The organism is Methylomonas aurea (assembly GCF_024505045.1).
Lineage (GTDB): Bacteria > Pseudomonadota > Gammaproteobacteria > Methylococcales > Methylomonadaceae > Methylomonas > Methylomonas aurea.
This window is the reverse complement of record NZ_JANIBM010000036.1, coordinates 18,734-38,188: the sequence shown is the minus strand read 5'-3', so window position 1 is coordinate 38,188 and position 19,455 is coordinate 18,734. Positions and strand designations below refer to the sequence as shown.

Genomic DNA, 19,455 nt, shown 5'->3' with positions numbered 1-19,455 from the left:
CCGGCTGCTGGCAGCCGGCCGCACGCGTCTTACAGACCGGCGACGGTTTTATCCTTGTCTTCCTGATAGTCGCGATAGTTGATCGAAATCTTCAGGCCGGCGAAACGGCCGGACATTTTCACCATCTCTGCAGTTTCTTTGTCGAACATCAGCCTGACTTCGCTCAAAGCCCGGTCCTCGTAACCCTCTTCGATTTCCTTCGCTTCCAGACGGAAGTGGTACAAATAAACTTCCTGCTTGTCTTCCTGGGTGATCTCCAACGGCTCGCCCAACTGCTTGACGACCTGAGACTTCTTCGGCAACAACGCGGCGATTTTTTCCAATTGGTCGGCCTTGGCTTTCAACTGCTTTTTCTCTTCGTTGATTTCGGCTCCGCCCAAAGAGCGGAACGACGCTTCCAGAAACTCCGGCGGCGCGATTTGCAGAAATAGGTTGGAGAAGGTCCAGTCGGTGATCTTGTCCTCCTTGTTGAAAGCCAGATCCAGGTAGAAACTGACTTCCGGTGCGACCTGCTTGCCTTCCTTATCGATTTTCCTGAACCAATAACGCCAGCGTTTGCCGTCGGCAGTCTGCTCCTCACTACTGGCATGCAGTTTGGCCAGCGAGACGAAATCTTCGCTGAATAACTTGGGTTTCTTGAAATGCACGGTGAAATCGTCTTTCGAGACCACCGAGAAATAGCGGTCGAACTCGTCCATCTGCAGATAAGTCTGGTAGGCATGCAACCAGTGCAAACAGCCGGTCATGGTGCTGAGCAGGGTAAAAGCCAGCAACCAGCGCAAAATTCGGGTAAATGTTTTCATAGCCTCCTCAATGCCGGGTCGGCGGGTTGGTCTCGGTTTCTGCCGCCGGATTGGCCAGCAAATTTTCTACGTCGATCTTATCGAAACGGTACTGCGCGCCGCAGAACTGGCAATCGACTTCGATGTCTTCGCGCTCCTGCAAAATCGCGTGCAACTCCGACCGTCCCAACGCGGCTAAAGTGCCGGCGATTTTTTGCCGCGAGCAATTGCATTTGAATTCCACGGCTTCCGCCTCGAAGATTCTGACCTGTTCCTGGTGGAACAGGCGGTACAACAAGTCCTCGCAATCCAGCGCAAATATTTCCTCGGCGGTAACGGTAGCCGCCAACATTTCCAGGCGCTCCCAGTCTGCCGGGTCTTTGTGCTCACCCGGCAACTCCTGGATCATTAGTCCGGCTGCGGTATTGCCGTCGGCAAACAGCCATAATCGGGTGTTCAGTTGTTCCGATTGCCTGAAATACACTTCCAGCACTTCGGCCAGCGTGTCGGCCTCGATGCCGACGATACCTTGGTAAGGCTCGGCATTCTCGGATTCGACGGTCAGCACCAGCCGCCCGCCTTCGCCGACCATTTCCCGCAGATTAGTGCCTCCGACTTTATCCGCGCTGCGCACTAGCCCCCTTATTTTACGGTCGCTGCTGGCCTGGGCGACCAATGCCTTGAGTTCTCCGCCGCCTTGGATCTGCATAATCATGGCTCCTTTGAATTTTATCGTCGCCGACAGCAATACCGCCGCCGCCAGCGCCTGGCCCATTTGGGCGCCGACCGCATCGTCGGTGATTCGCTGGTATTGTTTGGCTTCAGTCAGACTGGTCTGCAGCCGTACCCATTCGCCGCGCACGCCATGCTGCTCGAAAATAAAGCGGCGTAAGCAATCTTGTTGTTTCATGATTTCTTTAATCGGTAAAAAGAGGTCGGCGATTATAATCCCCAGCGTCCGATCATTCGACCCGATGGAGGCCGTTATGTCTTTACTATTCAAAAAAACCGCGATGCCGACAGCGGATCAAGCCTTGCCGGGCCGTTCCGAGCCTATCACCAGCGGCTCGGTACATGCCGTGAACGGCCATTGTTACCACCCGCCGTTTCCGGGCCATTTGCGGCAAGCCGTGTTCGGCATGGGCTGTTTTTGGGGAGCGGAACGCAAGTTCTGGCAGCAGGCCGGGGTCTATGCCACCGCGGTCGGCTATGCCGGCGGTTTTACGCCGAATCCGACCTATCAGGAAGTCTGCAGCAGCATGACCGGCCACACCGAGGTTGTGCTGGTCGTCTTCGATCCGCAATTGATCAGTTACTCGTCCCTGCTGGCGATATTTTGGGAATCGCATAATCCAACCCAAGGCATGCGCCAGGGCAACGACGTGGGCACCCAATACCGCTCGGCGATTTACTGCTACGGCGCCGACCAACTGGCTAGTGCCTCGGCGAGCCTGGATGCATATCAGGCGGCATTGTCAAGCGCCGGACTACCGCCGATCACGACCGAAATCCGCGAAGCCCCGCCGTTCTACTACGCCGAGCAAGACCACCAGCAATATCTGGCGAAAAACCCGGACGGTTATTGCGGCCTCGGCGGCCTGGGGATTTGTTACCCGGGATGATCAAATCGGCGCCGAATGCTAAGGCTTTATAAGTCTTGGCATTATCGTTTACGGGCGTTCCCGGCTGAGTTTTTCCGGTTGACTTTTAGGAAAAAATCCTTCAATTTAGATGTCTGGTGTGGCTCTACCTTTGCGTTCGACCATTAGCGAACAACCTGAACAGGTCAGTCATCCAAACAGAGCTTTAAAACTAATATTAGTCTTAACAACACAAAACCGTATTCTGTCTCATCCGCAGATTACCAGGAGGAAACATATGAAGAAGCCTGTACACAACTGGCTGCTTGCTTCGACTGTAGCGACGATTCTTGCTGCACCAACCGTATCTACCGCCAACGACGACTTAGAAAAATTAACTCAAAACCCAGCCAACTGGGCTTCTTGGGGTGGAGACTACGCAGGTACCCGTTACAGCAAATTGTCACAAATCAACACTCAGAACGTTAAGAACCTGCAACCTGCCTGGTCTTTCTCAACCGGTGTTCTCCGTGGTCACGAAGGCGGTCCTCTGGTTGTTAACGGCGTTCTGTATGTTCATACTCCGTTCCCTAATACTGTTTACGCCATCGACCAAAAAACCAAAGCGGTCATCTGGGAATTCACCCCGACCATGGATGCCGACGTTACCATCCCTGTCATGTGCTGCGACACCGTTAACCGCGGCTTGGCCTACGGCGACGGTAAGATCTTCCTGCAACAATCAGACACCGTTCTGACTGCATTGGATGCCAAAACCGGTAAACGCGTATGGAGCGTACAAAACGGCGACCCGAAACTGGGCATGACCAACACCAACGCTCCGCTGGTCGTTAAAGACAAAGTCATCACCGGTATCTCCGGCGGCGAATTCGGGGTACGCGGTTTCTTGGCCGCATACAACATCCGTACCGGCCAGCTCGAGTGGAAAGGTTACAGCATGGGTCCTGACAAAGACACCCTGATCAAACCTGGCAAAACTACTACTTGGCAAGATGGCAAAGTCACCCCACTGGGCCCTGAGTCCAGCTTGGCGACCTGGAAAGGCGACCAATGGAAAATCGGTGGCGGCACCACTTGGGGCTGGTACTCTTACGATCCAAAACTGAACCTGGTCTATTACGGTTCAGGCAACCCATCCACTTGGAACCCGGTACAACGTCCAGGCGACAACAAATGGTCTATGTCATTGTGGGCTCGCGACGCCGACACCGGTGAAGTGAAATGGGTTTACCAAATGACTCCGCACGACGAATGGGACTACGACGGTATCAACGAAACCGTTCTGGTCGACCAAGAAGTCAAAGGCAAAATGCACAAAACCATCGTCCACTTCGACCGTAACGGCGTGGGTTACACACTGGACCGCGAAACCGGCGAACTGTTGGTTGCCGAAACCTTCGACAAATCCGTCAACTGGCTGACCCATGTCGACATGAAATCCGGCCGTCCGCAGGTCGTGCCAGAATTCTCCACCGAGCATAACGGCGAAGACGTCAACACTGTTGGTACTTGCCCTGCTGCGCTGGGTGCGAAAAACCAACAACCGGTTTCCTACTCTCCGCAAACCGGCCTGTTCTACATCTCAGGCAACCACCTGTGCATGGAGTACGAACCATTCGAAGTTAGCTACACCGCCGGCCAACCATACGTTGGTGCGACTCTGAATATGATGCCAGCCGGCGCCGATGTTATCACCGGCAAAAAAGACGGCACCACCAACCTGGGCCAATTCACCGCATGGGATGCCAAAACCGGCAAAATCGCCTGGTCTAATAAAGAGCAATTCTCTGTATGGTCAGGTTCTGTTGCTACCGCCGGCGGCCTGGTATTTTACGGCACGTTGGAAGGTTACCTGAAAGCGGTCGACGCCAAAACCGGTAAAGAATTGTACAAATTCAAAACCCCATCCGGCATCATCGGCAACGTCAACACCTGGGAATATGACGGCAAACAATACGTCGGCGTTCTGTCAGGTATCGGCGGTTGGGCCGGTATCGGTATCGCTGCCGGTCTGGACGACGGTTCTTCCTCAACCAACTCAGAAGGTCTGGGTGCGGTTGGCGCGTACAGAAGCTTAGGCGCATACACCAAACTGGGTGGTACACTGACTGTGTTCGCTCTGCCTAACTAAGCTCCGACCTTTCGGACCGCAGTAAAGCAAGCCTTGGCCGAGCAATCGGCCAAGGCTTTTTTATGTCAAGAAAACCAGTACAGGAATTATCATGAAAGCCAATTCGACCTTCACCACCTGGGTCCTATCTCTAGCCTTGGCCGCGCCAATTGCCAACAGCCAGGCCCAGGACAAGTTCAAAGTCTGTGCAGACCCGGTAAACCCGCCCTATTCCACTAAGGAACTGACCGGCTACGAGAATAAGATCGCCGCGCTGTTTGCCGACCAATTGGACCAGGAACTGGAATATACCTGGTTGCCGGACCGCATCGGCTTCATCCGCAATACATTGAAAGCGGAAAACGACAATGGCGAAGGCTTCAAGTGCGATGTCGTGATGGGCGTGCCGGCCGGCTTCGAATTGACCGAAACCACCAAACCCTACCTGCATTCGACCTACGTTTTATTGATTGCAAAAGGCCGCGGCTGGGACGATATCAAAGATCCCAACCAATTGGTACAATTGCCTGAGCAGCGGCAGCAAAAACTGAAAATCGCCATGTTCGACCGCGGCCCCGGTACCGACTGGCTACAACAGAACGGCCTGCTGGATTACGGCGTTCCTTACCAAAGCATGACCGGCGACAGCGAACACAACGTGGCGATGCAGATCGAGAAGGATCTGCGCGCCGGAAAAATCGACATGGTGATTTTATGGGGCCCAATGGCGGCTTACGTGCAAAACCAAAGCAGCAAGAACGGCTATATCGCAATCCCGATGCAATCCGCACCGGGGACGCGCTTCGATTTCTCGATTGCGATGGGCATTCGCCAAGGCGACAATCAGCGCAAGCAACAGCTTAACGACTTGATCGACAAGAATCTGGCAAAAATCCAGGCGATTATTGCCGACTACAAAATTCCGTCGCTACCGATTCCGGAAAAACCGGCCAAGCAAGACGACGATTGACAGTTAAATTCGGCCGCTTCAGCAGCGGCCGAACAAACGGACCAAATGGGCAAAATGTCCGGCTTTGTCGTCGGACAGTTGCGCCCAATCGAAACGCCAACGCCAATTACCCTCAGTCGTTCCCGGCGTATTCATCCGATCCGGCGAACCGAGCTTTAAGATATCCTGCATCGGAATCACTGCCAAGTTAGCGACCGATCCCAAGGCGGCATGAATCAGCGCGCTCGGCATCGGCAGGCTGGACCAGCCCAGATAGTCGTAGATACGCTGTTTTTCGCCGTCGTTGAGCCCGTCGAACCAACCCAAGGTTGTATCATTGTCATGGGTGCCGGTATACACCACACAGTTGCGATGATAATTGCAGGGCAGATAGGGATTACGGCTATCGTCGCCAAAGGCAAACTGCAAAATCTTCATCCCGGGCAACTGGAAATCATCGCGCAGAGCTTCTACTTCGGCAGTAATGATACCCAGATCTTCCGCAACTAGTGACAGCGACCCGAAATGGCGTTGAATTTCGGCCAATAATTCAGCGCCAGGAGCCACGACCCAGCGACCGTTGATTGCAGTATCTTCATTAGCCGGAATTTCCCACGCAGCTTCAAGCCCCCGGAAATGGTCGATTCTGAGAATATCGAACATCTCGTACTGCGACTTGATACGGTCCAACCACCATTTGAAACCGGTTTTGCGCAAATGCTCCCAATCGTAATGCGGATTACCCCAGCGTTGGCCAAACTCGGAAAAATAATCCGGCGGCACGCCGGCCACGACCTCCATCTCGCCGGCCGCATTCAGTTTGAACACGTCTCGGTTGGCCCAAACATCGGCGCTGTCATAGGAGACAAAAATCGGAATGTCGCCGAACATCAAAACGCCATGCCGAGCGGCGTAATCCTTTAATTCGTGCCACTGCCTGAAGAACACATACTGTTCGAATTTGATCGAATCGATTACCGCCTTCAATAATTGGCGGGATTCGCTCAACGCTTTCGGCTCGCGTTGCCGCAATGCTTCCGGCCATTCGTTCCAGCATTTATGCCCGAACACGTTACGTAATGCGATAAAAAGCGCAAAATCGTCCAGCCATCCGGCTTTTTCCCGACAAAACCGTTGAAAATCCTGCTGCTGCTCGGCATCGGCCAGGTTCTGAAAACCGTAGAACGCCTTTGTCACCAGACAACTTTTGGTAAATTCGGCATTGGTGTGGCAATCGCCGCAACGGTCAGTAAGCTGCAACCAGCCCTTATCGGCCAACCATTCGAGATTAATCAGCGCCGGATTGCCGGCATGAGCGGACAAACACTGGTATGGCGAACCGTCGCCGTGCGGCATGCCAAGCGGCAAGGTCTGCCAAACTGTAACCCCGGTATCGTGCAAAAAATTGACAAAATGAAACGCTTCCCTTCCCAAATCGCCACACTCTCCGCGCCCAGGCAAGGATGTAATGTGTAGCAAAACGCCCGCGCGGCGTTTATCCAAGAGAGCACCCATGAAGTAGTTCCGTATTCTTATATTTGATTACCGCGACGCATTGCGCCGCCCATTGCCGGATTACCGCTACCTTGCGTGAACGACAAGGCCAGGTAGGCCGGCGGCTCTTCCCCCAACAACCGATAAAGGTTGGTCAGGTTGAGCCTGTACTGCTTCTCGAAGTCGCTGACCGCCTCGCCGGGGTTATAGTCGCCAAACCACCAGAACCAGTCCGATCCTTCGCACACACCTAATTGAATTTGTGCCTGCAGCAGTTGTTGTTCGCTGAGCGTGCCGTTGGCTACCGCCCGATCGAACGCAGCCTTGACGTCGCCCAACATATCCCACCCGTAATTCTTATCGGCATCGCCTATCCAGGTAGAGAAAGTCCCGTAAACCCAGCTTCCGGCCACCAACTTCGGCAACGAACCCATTCTTGCTCCGCCGCTATCCAAATATTCGGCAAAGGTCGTCAGTTCGATACGCGGGTGTTCGCTCAAGCGGCGGTACAAGGCACTAAGAAAATGATAGCCGTTATCCGGAAAATATTCCCAAGCATTTTCCCCGTCCATAATGATCGAAACCAAAGGCACCTGGCTGTCGAAATCGGCAATATTTTCCAGGTGCTTGATCAAGTCGGCTACCGCGTCGTCAGCATGCCACTTGGAATATTCGAAGCCAATCAAATCGGACAAGCCGTCGTCGCGAAAAAAACAGGCGATGTTGGCGGAATCCAATTTAAACGGTTGATGCGGACTGAAATTTCCGGCCATGCCCGAGGCGTGCAGACTGTTGTGCAGCACGTTACCGCCGCTGGCAGCCCAACGAAAACCGGCTTCGGCCAGAATCTGCAACGTGCTCTCGCTGACGCTGCCCTCCGACGGCCAACAGCCTTGCGGCTCGAAGCCGAAGAAATGCCGAAACGTGGCTACGCCCTTCTGCAGATGCCAACGCACCCGCTCCTCGCCGCCGGGGTACTGTTCCAGCGCTGGCAAGGCGATACCAGGCATCGCCTCGCGGGCGCAATCGATTTGCAGCATCAGCGGCATGATCGGATGAGCGTAAGGGGTGACCGACAATTCGATGCGACCTTTTCTGGCCAGCGATTTGTAACGGTAGATGACTCGAGATAACAAGTCGCCGATGATTTCGACGATTTCGATCCTGTCGTGCAAACTGAATCCGCTGCCTTTCTCGATCAGGCGCTGCACTCGGCCATCGCTAAGCTTGACGGTTTCGCCCATCCAAACCAGATGGTACCAGACCAGAATATCGGAAATGAATTGCGAGTTGACGTAGTTGACCGAGTCCTGATGGGCCTGGACCCAATCCGCCATATCGATCAACTTGCGGAACACTGGGTAACGTTCGATCTGGCGTTCGCGATTGGCCTTCTTGCAATCGCGTAACAGTTTAAGTCTCCGCTCCGGATCCGCCGAGATCGTGGGTTCGACCAATGCCGCCAACAGCGGATCCTTGATTGCGATCCGGTCGTGCAAATACCCGTTGACTTGATTGGAATAATCTTCGATCTGCTCCAGCAGAATCGGCGCGAAATTGACCACAGCCTTCGCGGCCGGCGCCGATTCCAAATGAGCGACCATGTCCACATAATCTTTGATCACATGCAGATAGGTCCAAGGCAACTTGAACTCGCCGCTCTGCATATCGCGGTATTCGGGCTGATGCATGTGCCAACACAGCACCAGCTTCAATTTTTTAGCGGACATAATTCCGGCGTTGCCCCAACATGTCGGATGTCACCAGTACGACTCCGCCCTCGCTGACATGAAACCGCCTTTCGTCGTCGGCCCGGTTTTCGCCAATCACAGTGCCTTCCGGTATTTGGCAGCCTTTTTCGATAATGGCTTTGGTAATCCGGCAATGGCGACCGATGTTGACTTCCGGCAGCACCACCGAGTCCTGCACGGTACTGTAGGAATTGACGCGCACTTGTGAGAACAACAACGAGTGGCGGACGGTCGCGCCGGATATCACGCAGCCGCCGGATACCATCGAATCTATGGCCTGACCGCGGCGATCGTCGTCGTCGAACACGAACTTGGCCGGCGGCGTCTGCGCCTGGTAGGTCCAGATCGGCCAGGTATTGTCGTACAGATTCAGGTCCGGTTTGACGCCGACCAGCTCCATGTTGGCGGTCCAATAAGCATCTATCGTTCCGACATCGCGCCAGTAGCTTTGCTGGCCGCTTTGCAAATCCAAAAACGGATAGGCGTTGACCCGGTATTTATCGATCACGGACGGAATGATGTCTTTGCCGAAGTCGCGGCTGGAACCCTTGGTGTCGGCATCTTTAATCAACTGCTCGAACAGGAAGCCGGCGTTGAATATGTAAATACCCATGGACGCCAGTGCGGTGTTTTCCCGGCCCGGCATCACCGGCGGGTTCTCCGGTTTTTCGACGAAGGCCTTGACCCGGCGGTTGTCGTCGACATGCATCACGCCGAAGGCTTTGGCGTCTTCCAAAGACACTTCGATACAGCCTATGGTCAGATCGGCCTTGTTGGCGACATGGTCGGCCAGCATCACCGAGTAATCCATTTTATAGATATGGTCGCCGGCCAATACCAGTACAAACTCCGGGTTGCGCGCCCGCAGGATATCGATATTTTGGTAGATCGCGTCCGCGGTACCCTGGTACCAGGAATGCTCGTCGTGGCGTTGCTGCGCCGGCATCAAATCGACGTATTCGCCGAATTCGCCGCGCAGGAAGCCCCAGCCTTGCTGGATGTGCCGAATCAACGAATCGGCTTTGTATTGGGTCAGGATGCCGATCTTGCGGATATCCGAATTGATGCAGTTAGACAACGGGAAGTCGATGATCCGAAACTTGCCGCCAAAAGGTACCGCAGGCTTCGCCCGCCAGTCCGTCATGTTCTTCAAGCGCGAGCCGCGTCCGCCAGCCAGAATTAAAGCGATGGTGTTGCGGGTTAAATCATTTACCCGTCTCTCCTGCTGATGTGTATCAACGACTGACATGTAATTCCTCATTCAATTGGTAAGCTTGACTACTGCATATAAGGACGCCGGCGGTGTCGGCACAGATTTCTCGACCTGCCACTTGCCGCGCTGAGCCATTATCGTTACTCTTCACGGAAAAGTAAAAACCCAAGCGCATTGTTACTATTGACATGGGTATTTTTACCCAATTGCCGTCCCCGCCAAACGCTAACCCTAACTATACTGAGGCCCTGCAAGATGAACAAGCCAAGCCAATTACATTCGCTTGATTCAGAACTCGTCAAAATCAAAGATGCCAAGCATCACGATCCGTTCTCGGTCTTGGGCCGCCATACCGTAGGTAGCGACACCATCATCCGCGCCTATTTGCCCTATGCCGAATCGGTCAAATTCGATGCCGACGGCGGCGAATTTCAGCGCATCCCGAACAGCGATTTCTTCGAATACCGCCCGGGCAAAATCGCCATTCCGGCGCATTACCAATTGTCCTGGCTCGACAAGGACGGCCGCACTCACCGCCAATACGATCCATACAGCTTCGGCCCGGTGCTGCCGGAATTCGATCAACACTTATTCGGCGAGGGCCGACATTGGCACATCTACCAGAAGCTTGGCGCGCACCAGCTCACGGTCGACGGCATCGACGGCGTGCATTTCGCGGTCTGGGCCCCCAACGCGCAACGGGTCAGCGTCATCAGCGACTTCAACCGCTGGGACGGCCGCTGCCATCCGATGCGCAGCCTGGGCAGCAGCGGCATTTGGGAAATTTTCATTCCGGGCCTGAGCGCCGGTAGCCTGTACAAATTCGAAATCCTGAACCGCCATAGCGGCCAAGTGTTGGTCAAAACCGACCCCTACGGTCAGCAGTTCGAGTTTCGCCCGGCCACGGCGGCTATTGTCGTCGACGAGAACGCTTACACCTGGGGCGACGGCGCCTGGATGGATCAGCGGCCGCAACACGACTGGCTGCACCAGCCGATGTCGATTTACGAAGTGCATTTGGGTTCGTGGCGGCGCGACCATCGCGGCAATTTTTTGAACTACCGCGAGCTAGCCGAACAATTAGTTGATTACGTCAAGGAGATGGGCTTTACCCATATCGAGCTGTTACCGGTCACCGAACATCCGCTGGACATTTCCTGGGGCTACCAGACCACCGGCTATTTCGCGCCGACCAGCCGCCACGGCACGCCGGACGACTTCCGCTTTTTCGTCGACCACTGCCACCAGAACGGTATCGGCGTGATTCTGGATTGGGTCCCGGCCCATTTTCCGAAGGACAGCTTCGCGCTGGGCCGCTTCGACGGCACCCCGCTGTACGAACACGAAGACCCGCGCAAAGGCGAACACCGCGACTGGGGCACGCTGATCTACAACTACAGCCGCAATGAAGTCAAAAACTTCCTGCTCTCTAGCGCCTTCTTCTGGTTGGAGGAGTTCCATCTGGACGGCCTGCGCGTCGATGCGGTAGCGTCGATGCTTTATCTGGACTACTCGCGCGACGCCAACGACTGGATTCCGAACATGTACGGCGGCAACGAAAACCTGGAAGCCATCGACTTCCTGCGCCACATGAATACCGTCACCCATGAGCAGCATCCCGGTACCGTGATCATGGCCGAAGAGTCGACGTCCTGGCCGCAAGTCACTCGCCCGACCTGGACCGGCGGCCTGGGTTTTTCGATGAAGTGGAACATGGGCTGGATGCACGACATTCTGCATTACATGCAAGAGCAGCCGATTCACCGCTCCTACCATCACGATTCTCTGACTTTCGGCCTGCTCTACGCCTTCACCGAGAACTTCATTCTGCCGTTTTCGCACGATGAGGTAGTGCACGGCAAAGGTTCGATGCTGAACAAAATGCCCGGCGACGAGTGGCAACGCTTCGCTAACCTGCGCCTGCTGTATACGATGATGTTTACCTATCCCGGCAAAAAGCTGTTGTTCATGGGCTGCGAATTCGGCCAAGGCACCGAGTGGAGCTGCAACCGTACCCTGGACTGGTACGTGCTGGACTACGCCCACCACCGCGGCCTGCAAACGTTGGTCAAAGATCTGAACAAACTTTACCGCAACCATGCCGCTTTGCACCGCTACGATTTCGACCATCAGGGTTTCGAATGGATCGATTGCCACGACTACCAGCAATCCATCATCAGCTATCGGCGCAAATCGGCGCACGAAGACTTGATCGTGGTGCTGAACTTCACGCCGGTGCCGCGCGAAAGCTACCGAATCGGCGTACCGCAAGCGGGTACTTACTTCGAAATCTTCAATTCGGACTCGCAATATTACGATGGCAGCAACGTCGGCAACGGTACGGTACTGTCCGAGCCGCTGCCATGGATGGGCCAACAGCACTCGATCGCCATCACGTTGCCGCCCTTGGCCGGCATCATCCTGAAAATGTAACTTTGCCACATGAAAAAAATCCTGTTCGCCAGCAGCGAAACTCATCCTCTGATCAAAACCGGCGGTCTGGCCGACGTCGCCGGCAGTTTGCCGCAAGCCTTGGCCGAGTTGGGCCAGGACGTGCGCATCATCATGCCCAACTACCAGGCCATCAAGAACTGCGAGCCGGGCCGCTACCTGTGTACGGTGCGGGTTAACAATTGCGACGTGAATTTGCTGGAAACCCGGCTGCCGGACAGCAACGTCATCGTCTGGCTGGTCGATTACCCGCCGTTTTTCAACGTCCCCGGCAATCCCTACCTGGACGAAGCCGGCCGGCCCTGGGCCAATATCGGCGAGCGCTTTGCGTTGTTCTGCCGCATCATCGTCGAAGTAGCGATGAATCGGGCTTACCTGGATTGGCGCGCCGACATTCTACATTGCAACGACTGGCAAACCGGCCTGGCTCCGGCGTTGTTGTCGTTGGAACTGGAGCGGCCGGCGACGGTGTTCACGATCCACAATATGGCTTACCAGGGCCTGTTTCCGGGCAGCGCCTATTCGCAACTGAATTTGCCCGGACAATTGCTGCATCCGGAAGGGCTCGAGTTCCACGGCATGCTGTCGTTCATCAAGGGCGGTCTGGCCTACGCCGACCGCATCACCACGGTCAGCCCCACCTATGCCCAGGAAATCCAGACTCCGGAATTCGGCTACGGCCTGGAAGGCCTGCTGGCGCACAAGCAACAGCAGCTCAGCGGCATCATCAATGGCATCGATACGACGGTTTGGGACCCGAGCAGCGACAGCTATCTGGCGCATAATTACACGGCGGACAAGTTGGAAGGCAAACAGGCCAACAAAGCCGCATTGCAACAGGAATTGGGCCTGCCGATCGCAGCCGACGTGCCGTTGTTCGGCTTGATCGGCAGGTTGGTGGAGCAGAAAGGCATAGACTTGGTATTGAACTGTCTGGCCGAAATGACGACGTTACCAATGCAATTCGCCTTGCTGGGCAGCGGCGACAAGAGCATAGAATACCGCTTGCAGGAATTCGCCCGGCTGTACCCGGAAAAAGTGGCCGTGACGATAGGTTACGACGAACGTCTGGCCCACCGTATCGAAGCCGGCGCCGACATCTTCCTGATGCCGTCGCGGTTCGAGCCGTGCGGACTGAACCAGATGTACAGCCAACGTTACGGCACCATCCCGATCGTCAGAAAAACCGGCGGCTTGGCCGACACGGTGGTCGACGCGTTGCCGGAAAGCATCGCCAACGGCACGGCCAGCGGAATCGCCTTCAACGATGCGTCGGCGGCGGCATTGATCGAAGCCATCAAGCGCAGCCTGGTGTTGTTCCATAATCCGGATATCTGGCGCCAGATTCAACGTAATGCGATGGCCAAGGACTTCTCCTGGAAAAACAGTGCGGCGCAATACATGACCTTGTACGATGAAATTTAAGGCCGCTGGGCTCGCTCTGGCACTGTTGGCCTGGCAAACCGCCCTGGCCGACGAGCCGGCGATGGAAGTGATTCCGCTCGCCAACCGCCCGGCATCAGAAATCCTGCCGTTGTTGGCGCCGTTACTGGACGCCGACGATCGAGTGGTAGACAACGGTAGCAGTCTGATCGTCAGAACCCGTCCGGACCGGCTGGAAGCCATTCAGTCCCTGGTGCGCAAACTGGACGCCCGCCTCAGCAATCTGGTGATCAGCGTATTGCAGACCAGTAGCAAAACCGCTGCAGAACTCAACGCGGAAGCCGCAATCGCCGTGTCGCCGGACGCGATTCGAATGCGGGGCATGGTCGGCAACACGGCGGATTTGGAAAACCGGCAACAGCACCAGCAATTGCGCACGCTGGAAGGCCAGCCAGCCATCATCAGAACCGGCGAGGTGCGGCCGGTACATAACTACAACGTTTACCAGTACGGTTACGGCGCCACCGTCTACAGCAATACCCAGATGATCGAAGCGACGACCGGTTTCGCGGTGACGCCGCGTCTGGTCGGCCGGCAAGTGGTCATCGATGTCGCGCCCTGGTCGGATCGTTTTCGCCAAAACGGCCAACTCGACACCCAATCGGCGCAGACCTCGATACGCACCAATCTGGGCGAATGGGTAGAAATCGCCGGCAACCTCGACGAAGAGCACAGCCAAAGTAGCGGTTTCAGCAGCTTCAATCAAAGCACCCAGCATAATCGGCTGCGCATACTGGTAAAAGTGGAAACAGCCGACTAATCCGCTTTCGTCGGCAAAATGCCGCGGCGGCGACGTTTTCAGCATCGATCCGCCCACACCCGGACCCATCCGCCAATATACTTAGGCATCTTCGTCAACCGCGCGCAAGTTCCACTATTTATGGCTCCACGTTTTCGATCCATAACCGCAATCGCCGCTCTTGCGATGATTTGCGCGATCTGCCCCGCAACGGCAGCCGCAAAGGAAATCCTCCGGGTATTGGCCTGGGCCGGATATGCCGACGCCGACACCGTCCGCGAGTTCGAAACCCGTCACAACGCATCGGTGGAAGTGACTTACGCCAATTCCGACGACGACCTGTGGTACAAAATCAATAGCGCCGCCTACGACGTGTTTGCGGTAAACACCGCCGAATTGCAGCGTTATATCGACCGGAATTTGGTACAGGCGCTCGATCCAGACCAACTCGCCAACCATGCCCGGCAACTGCCGCGTTTTCGCGATCTGGCCGCAATTCCCGGCTTGGTTCGGCAGGGGCGGGTGTTCGCAATTCCCTACACTTATGCGGAAATGGGCTTGATCTACAACCGCAAAACCGTCGCCGAGCCGCCGCAATCGATGGCGGCGATGTGGGATCCGGCCTATCGGGGGCGAGTGCTGGCGTTTAATACCAGCAACCATAATTTCTCGTTGGTCGGGCTGCTGCAGGGGACCGCCAACCCGTTTCGGCTGTCCGACAACGACCTGGTCAAAGCTGCGCGCGAACTGGCGAAATTACGTCGCAACGTGCTGACCTTTTATGCGACCGCCGAAGAAGCAGTCGAACTATTTACCAGCCACGACATCGCGCTAGTGTTCGGTAACTACGGCAGCCAACAACTAAAGGCCTTGCGCGATGCTGGTGCCGATGTCGGCTACGTGATTCCAAGAGAGGGTGCCCTGGCTTGGCTCGACTGTTGGGCGGTTGCACGCGGCGCGCGCAACCCGGTTTTGGCGGCGCAATGGATTGATTACACGCTGGAACCCGCCGCCAGCGAACGTCTCAGCACCCGCCACGGCCTGGCCAATACTGTTACTCCCCAGCCCGGCGACGCAACCCGGCAAAAACTGGTCTGGCTGCAACCCGTCGCCAATCCCGATCTGCAAAAGCGGCTGTGGGACCGCGTCATATCCGGCGAACCGCCCGAGGCGTTCTAATGCGAGCTAGCGTCGGCATCAAATTGGGGTTCTGGCTGGCATTACTCGGCACCGTTTCCACCGGTTTGACCGGCTATTATGTCTACGACCGCAGCCGGCTATTGCTGGTCGGCGCCGCTCAGGCGCAATTAATGAACACGGTTCTGAGTTTGTCTTACCGCTTCGGCGATGCGCTGGCCGCGACCGCGAAAGACACAAAAGCGCTGGCGAATTTATCACTTTGCCGGCAAATCGCCTTGGCGAAACCCGGCAGCGAACCAGCCGCGGCCAAGGCGCAACTGGCCGACCTGTTTTCCGCATTGCTGAAAAGTCACCCGGAATACAGCCAAGTCCGCTTGATCCATGCCCAGCGCTACGGCAAGGAATTGGTCCGGGTCGATCGCGACCGCGATAGCGTTCAGATCGTTGCGGAGGCGCAATTGCAGGAAAAAAACCATTTTCCGTACGTGTTCGAAACCCTGGGCCTGCCCAGTGCCGAAGAGATATACGTCTCGGAGATCAATTTAAACCAGGAACTCGGTACCCACCAGGGTTTCGGCAAACCGACCATGCGTGTCGCCGCGCCGATTCCGTCGGCCCAGGGCGATTATATCGCGCTGGTAGTAGTCAACGTCGATCTTGACGACCTGTTCGCACTGATCGCGGGCAAATTGCCAACAAGCATCGAATTGTTGCTCAGCAACGGTAGCGGCGATTATCTGATCCATCCCGACCAGGCCAAAACCTTTGGCTTCGAGCGCGGCCGCCGCTTCCTGATTCAAAACGACATTCCCGAAGTCGGCGAGTTGTTGCACGACCAACGCAATCTCGCTGTGTTTTCGACCGGCAGCGAGCAAGCGTTGGCTGCATCATCATTGGCTGCATTCGCCAAATTACCGCTGGGCCCGCAAAACCGACGTTTCGCACTGCTGGGGGTTTATACGCCGCTGGCAGAGGTGTTGACCGGCAGCCATACGCTGGGTTGGAAAGTCGTGGAGATCACCGCGATCTTCAGCCTGCTGGCCAGCGCGATTTCATTGGTCTTGGCCAGAATCCTGGCCAAGCCGTTAAACCAGATGACCCAAGCCGTCAGCCGCTTTCAACTGGGCCAAACATTGGATACGGCCCCGACCGACCGGCACGACGAAATCGGTTATCTGGCTAACAGTTTCGTGTCGATGACCCGGCAATTAAATGCCCAGGTCGCCGAATTGTATGCATCGGAAGCGAAATTGCATGCCATTCTGGACAATGCTCCGGTCGGCATCTGGTTGATCGGCATGGACCGGCGCTTCGCCTTCGCCAACAAGACCTTTTGCAGCCACCTGGGCCTGCCGGAAAAGCAAGTCGTCGCCAACCCGAATTTGGTCGATTTGCTGGGCGAGGAACTGGCCAAGCGGTTTAGCGTAGCCGACCAGGCTTGCCTGAACGGCACCGACCCGGTGCACCAATCGTTGGAAAGGGTGAAATTCGCCGACGGCAAACGCCGAATCCTGCAGATCACCCGAACCCGGCTGCAAGACATTAACGGCAAACCGGTCGGGGTGATCGGCATAGCCATGGACATTTCCGACCGTCAGCAAGCGGCGGACCGGGAACGGGCGCACAACCACGTCCTGGAACTGGTCGCCAAAGGCGCGCCATTGGCAGCTACGCTGGATGCCGTAGTCCTGGCGGTCGAAACCCAAAACCCTGATCTGCTCTGTTCGATTCTTCTGTTGGATGACGAAGGCAAACGTTTATATATCGCGGCTGCGCCCCACTTGCCGGGCTTTTCCAACATCGCGCTCGAGGGCTTGCCGCTCGAAACCGGGGCGGACAATCACATGACCGCGGCCTATTGCGCCGAGCGCACCATCGTCGAAGACATCCAGCAGCATCCGTATTGGGCACCGTTCAAGGAACTGGCCACCCAAGCCGGGCTCGGCGCCTGCTGGTCGGAACCGATCCGCGACGCTTCCGGCAAACTGTTGGGTTGCCTGGCGATTTACCACCACAAACCGGCCGCACCGAACGCCGACGATTTATTGGCCATAGAACAGGCCGCCAATCTGGCCGGTATCGCAGTCGACCGCAGCCGTAGTACCGAGGCGCTGCAATTGGCCTCGCTGGTTTACCAGAACAGCAGCGAAGCGATGGCCGTCATGGACGCCGACTGCGCCATCATCACGGTGAATCCGGCCTTTACCGAATTGACCGGCTACACGCTGGCCGAGGTGGCGGGCCAGAGCCACGCCATCCTGAATTCGAATCGGCAGAGCGAACAGTTCTATCAGGTTATGCTGCATGCGATCGGTACCAAGGGCCATTGGAAAGGCGAACTGTGGAACCGGCGTAAGAACGGCGAGATCTTTGCCGAATTGCTGACCATCAACACCATTTTCAATGCCGACGGCAGCCCGCATCGGCGGGTGGCGATGTTTTCCGACATCACCCAAAAAAAACAATCCGAAGAATTGATCTGGACTCAGGCCAATTTCGATCCGCTGACCGGCCTGCCCAACCGGCGCATGTTCCACGACCGTCTGGACCAGGAAGCCAAAAAGTGCCAGCGCAGCGGCTTGCCGTTGGCGCTGATTTTCATCGACCTGGATCGATTCAAGGAAGTCAACGATACGCTGGGGCACGACATGGGCGACATGTTGTTGAAAGACGCCGCGCTGCGCTTGAGCCGTTGCGTGCGCGAGTCGGATACGGTGGCGCGCCTCGGCGGCGACGAATTCACGATGATTTTGCCCGAACTGGAGGACATTGCCAGCGCTGAGCGGGTTGCGCAAAGCGTTCTGCGGACGATGGCAGAACCCTTTCAATTGAAAAACAAAGTCGCTTATTTATCGGCCAGCGTCGGCATTACCCTGTATCCGCAAGACGCTGAGAAAATCGACGCGTTGATCAAAAACGCCGACCAAGCCATGTACGCCGCCAAGCATCAAGGGCGCAACCGCTATTGTTATTTCACGCCGGCAATGCATGCCGCCGCCCACAACCGTATGCTGATTGCCGGCGATTTGCGCAGCGCATTGGCAAACGGCCAATTCCGGCTTTATTTCCAACCGATCGTGGAACTGGTTTCCGGCCGGATACTGAAAGCCGAAGCGTTATTGCGCTGGCACCACCCCGAACGCGGCCCGATCAATCCAGCCGAATTCATACCTATCGCCGAAGACAACGGCATGATCGTCGACATCGGCAATTGGGTGTTCGAACAGGCGGCGCGGCAAGCCAAGCGCTGGCGGGAACTTTTCCAACCTGAGTTCCAGATCAGCATCAATAAGTCTCCGGCCCAATTTTACGGTAGCCAGTCGCACGACGCATGGCTCGATTACTTGCAGGCTTTGGGATTGACGGGGAAAGGGCTGGTCGTGGAAATTACCGAGGGCCTGCTACTGGATGCCAGCAATGTGGTGCGGAACAGTCTGCAGGCGTTTCGCGACGCCGGCATGCAGATTTCGCTTGACGACTTCGGTACCGGTTATTCGGCACTGGCTTATCTAAAAAAATTCGATATCGATTATTTGAAAATCGACCGCTCCTTCGTCGCCAATTTAGCCCCGGACTCGAGCGACATGGCGCTATGCGAAGCCATCATCGTCATGGCGCACAAACTCGGCATGCGAGTCATTGCCGAAGGGCTGGAAACCGAAAACCAACTCCGTTTGCTACTCGAATCCGGCTGCGACTACGGTCAGGGTTACCACTTTTCGCGGCCATTGCCGGCCGAGGATTTCGAACATTTATTGAGTATGGCGGGAAGACCCGATTGA

13 protein-coding genes are annotated in these 19,455 nt (G+C 56.0%); 8 read left to right on the top strand and 5 right to left on the bottom strand.

Annotated elements, in window-relative coordinates:
* Window positions 1-29: 29 nt before the first annotated feature.
* On the bottom strand, window positions 30-803 hold the full coding sequence (locus NP603_RS18630; protein ID WP_256612358.1) for a hypothetical protein: 774 nt from the start codon (window positions 801-803) through the stop codon (window positions 30-32).
* Window positions 804-810: 7 nt separating this feature from the next.
* Window positions 811-1,692 (bottom strand): Hsp33 family molecular chaperone HslO, encoded by an 882-nt coding sequence (gene hslO / locus NP603_RS18625; RefSeq protein ID WP_256612357.1) that lies wholly within the window; start codon window positions 1,690-1,692, stop codon window positions 811-813.
* Window positions 1,693-1,768: 76 nt separating this feature from the next.
* Here hslO and msrA point away from each other — a divergent pair, with 76 nt between their 5' ends.
* From msrA to NP603_RS18610, 3 genes are all read left to right on the top strand, one after another.
* The gene (gene msrA / locus NP603_RS18620) at window positions 1,769-2,404 is read left to right on the top strand and encodes a peptide-methionine (S)-S-oxide reductase MsrA (RefSeq protein WP_256612356.1); all 636 of its coding nucleotides are present in this window, start codon (window positions 1,769-1,771) and stop codon (window positions 2,402-2,404) included.
* Window positions 2,405-2,660: 256 nt separating this feature from the next.
* On the top strand, window positions 2,661-4,514 hold the full coding sequence (locus NP603_RS18615; RefSeq protein ID WP_256612355.1) for a methanol/ethanol family PQQ-dependent dehydrogenase: 1,854 nt from the start codon (window positions 2,661-2,663) through the stop codon (window positions 4,512-4,514).
* Between the two features lie 91 nt (window positions 4,515-4,605).
* Window positions 4,606-5,463 carry a quinoprotein dehydrogenase-associated putative ABC transporter substrate-binding protein gene (locus NP603_RS18610; RefSeq protein ID WP_256612354.1) on the top strand — a complete coding sequence of 286 codons (858 nt, stop codon included), beginning with the start codon at window positions 4,606-4,608 and terminating at the stop codon, window positions 5,461-5,463.
* Between the two features lie 18 nt (window positions 5,464-5,481).
* On the opposite strand, the gene malQ is transcribed toward NP603_RS18610, so the two are convergent.
* Genes malQ through glgC form a run of 3 tightly spaced genes read right to left on the bottom strand, consistent with a single transcriptional unit; the run spans window position 5,482 to window position 9,936 of the window.
* Entirely contained in the window at window positions 5,482-6,957 is a 1,476-nt protein-coding gene (gene malQ, locus NP603_RS18605) for a 4-alpha-glucanotransferase (protein WP_256612353.1), read from the bottom strand.
* Window positions 6,958-6,974: 17 nt separating this feature from the next.
* On the bottom strand, window positions 6,975-8,666 hold the full coding sequence (locus NP603_RS18600; protein WP_256612352.1) for a glycoside hydrolase family 57 protein: 1,692 nt from the start codon (window positions 8,664-8,666) through the stop codon (window positions 6,975-6,977).
* Window positions 8,656-9,936 (bottom strand): glucose-1-phosphate adenylyltransferase, encoded by a 1,281-nt coding sequence (glgC, locus tag NP603_RS18595; RefSeq protein ID WP_256612351.1) that lies wholly within the window; start codon window positions 9,934-9,936, stop codon window positions 8,656-8,658. The genes NP603_RS18600 and glgC overlap by 11 nt, the downstream gene beginning before the upstream one ends.
* A gap of 219 nt (window positions 9,937-10,155) precedes the next feature.
* On the opposite strand from glgC, the gene glgB reads away from it, so the two are divergent.
* The 5 genes from glgB (at window position 10,156) to NP603_RS18570 (ending at window position 19,455) form a co-directional block, all read left to right on the top strand.
* Window positions 10,156-12,333, top strand: coding sequence for a 1,4-alpha-glucan branching protein GlgB (glgB, locus tag NP603_RS18590; RefSeq protein ID WP_256612350.1), 2,178 nt, complete (start codon window positions 10,156-10,158; stop codon window positions 12,331-12,333).
* A gap of 9 nt (window positions 12,334-12,342) precedes the next feature.
* Entirely contained in the window at window positions 12,343-13,776 is a 1,434-nt protein-coding gene (glgA, locus tag NP603_RS18585) for a glycogen synthase GlgA (RefSeq protein ID WP_256612349.1), read from the top strand.
* On the top strand, window positions 13,766-14,554 hold the full coding sequence (locus NP603_RS18580; protein WP_256612347.1) for a type II and III secretion system protein: 789 nt from the start codon (window positions 13,766-13,768) through the stop codon (window positions 14,552-14,554). The genes glgA and NP603_RS18580 overlap by 11 nt, the downstream gene beginning before the upstream one ends.
* 165 nt (window positions 14,555-14,719) lie before the next feature.
* Entirely contained in the window at window positions 14,720-15,712 is a 993-nt protein-coding gene (locus NP603_RS18575; RefSeq protein ID WP_256612346.1) for an extracellular solute-binding protein, read from the top strand.
* Window positions 15,712-19,455, top strand: a complete 3,744-nt coding sequence (locus tag NP603_RS18570) for an EAL domain-containing protein (RefSeq protein ID WP_256612345.1) — start codon at window positions 15,712-15,714, stop codon at window positions 19,453-19,455. The genes NP603_RS18575 and NP603_RS18570 overlap by 1 nt, the downstream gene beginning before the upstream one ends.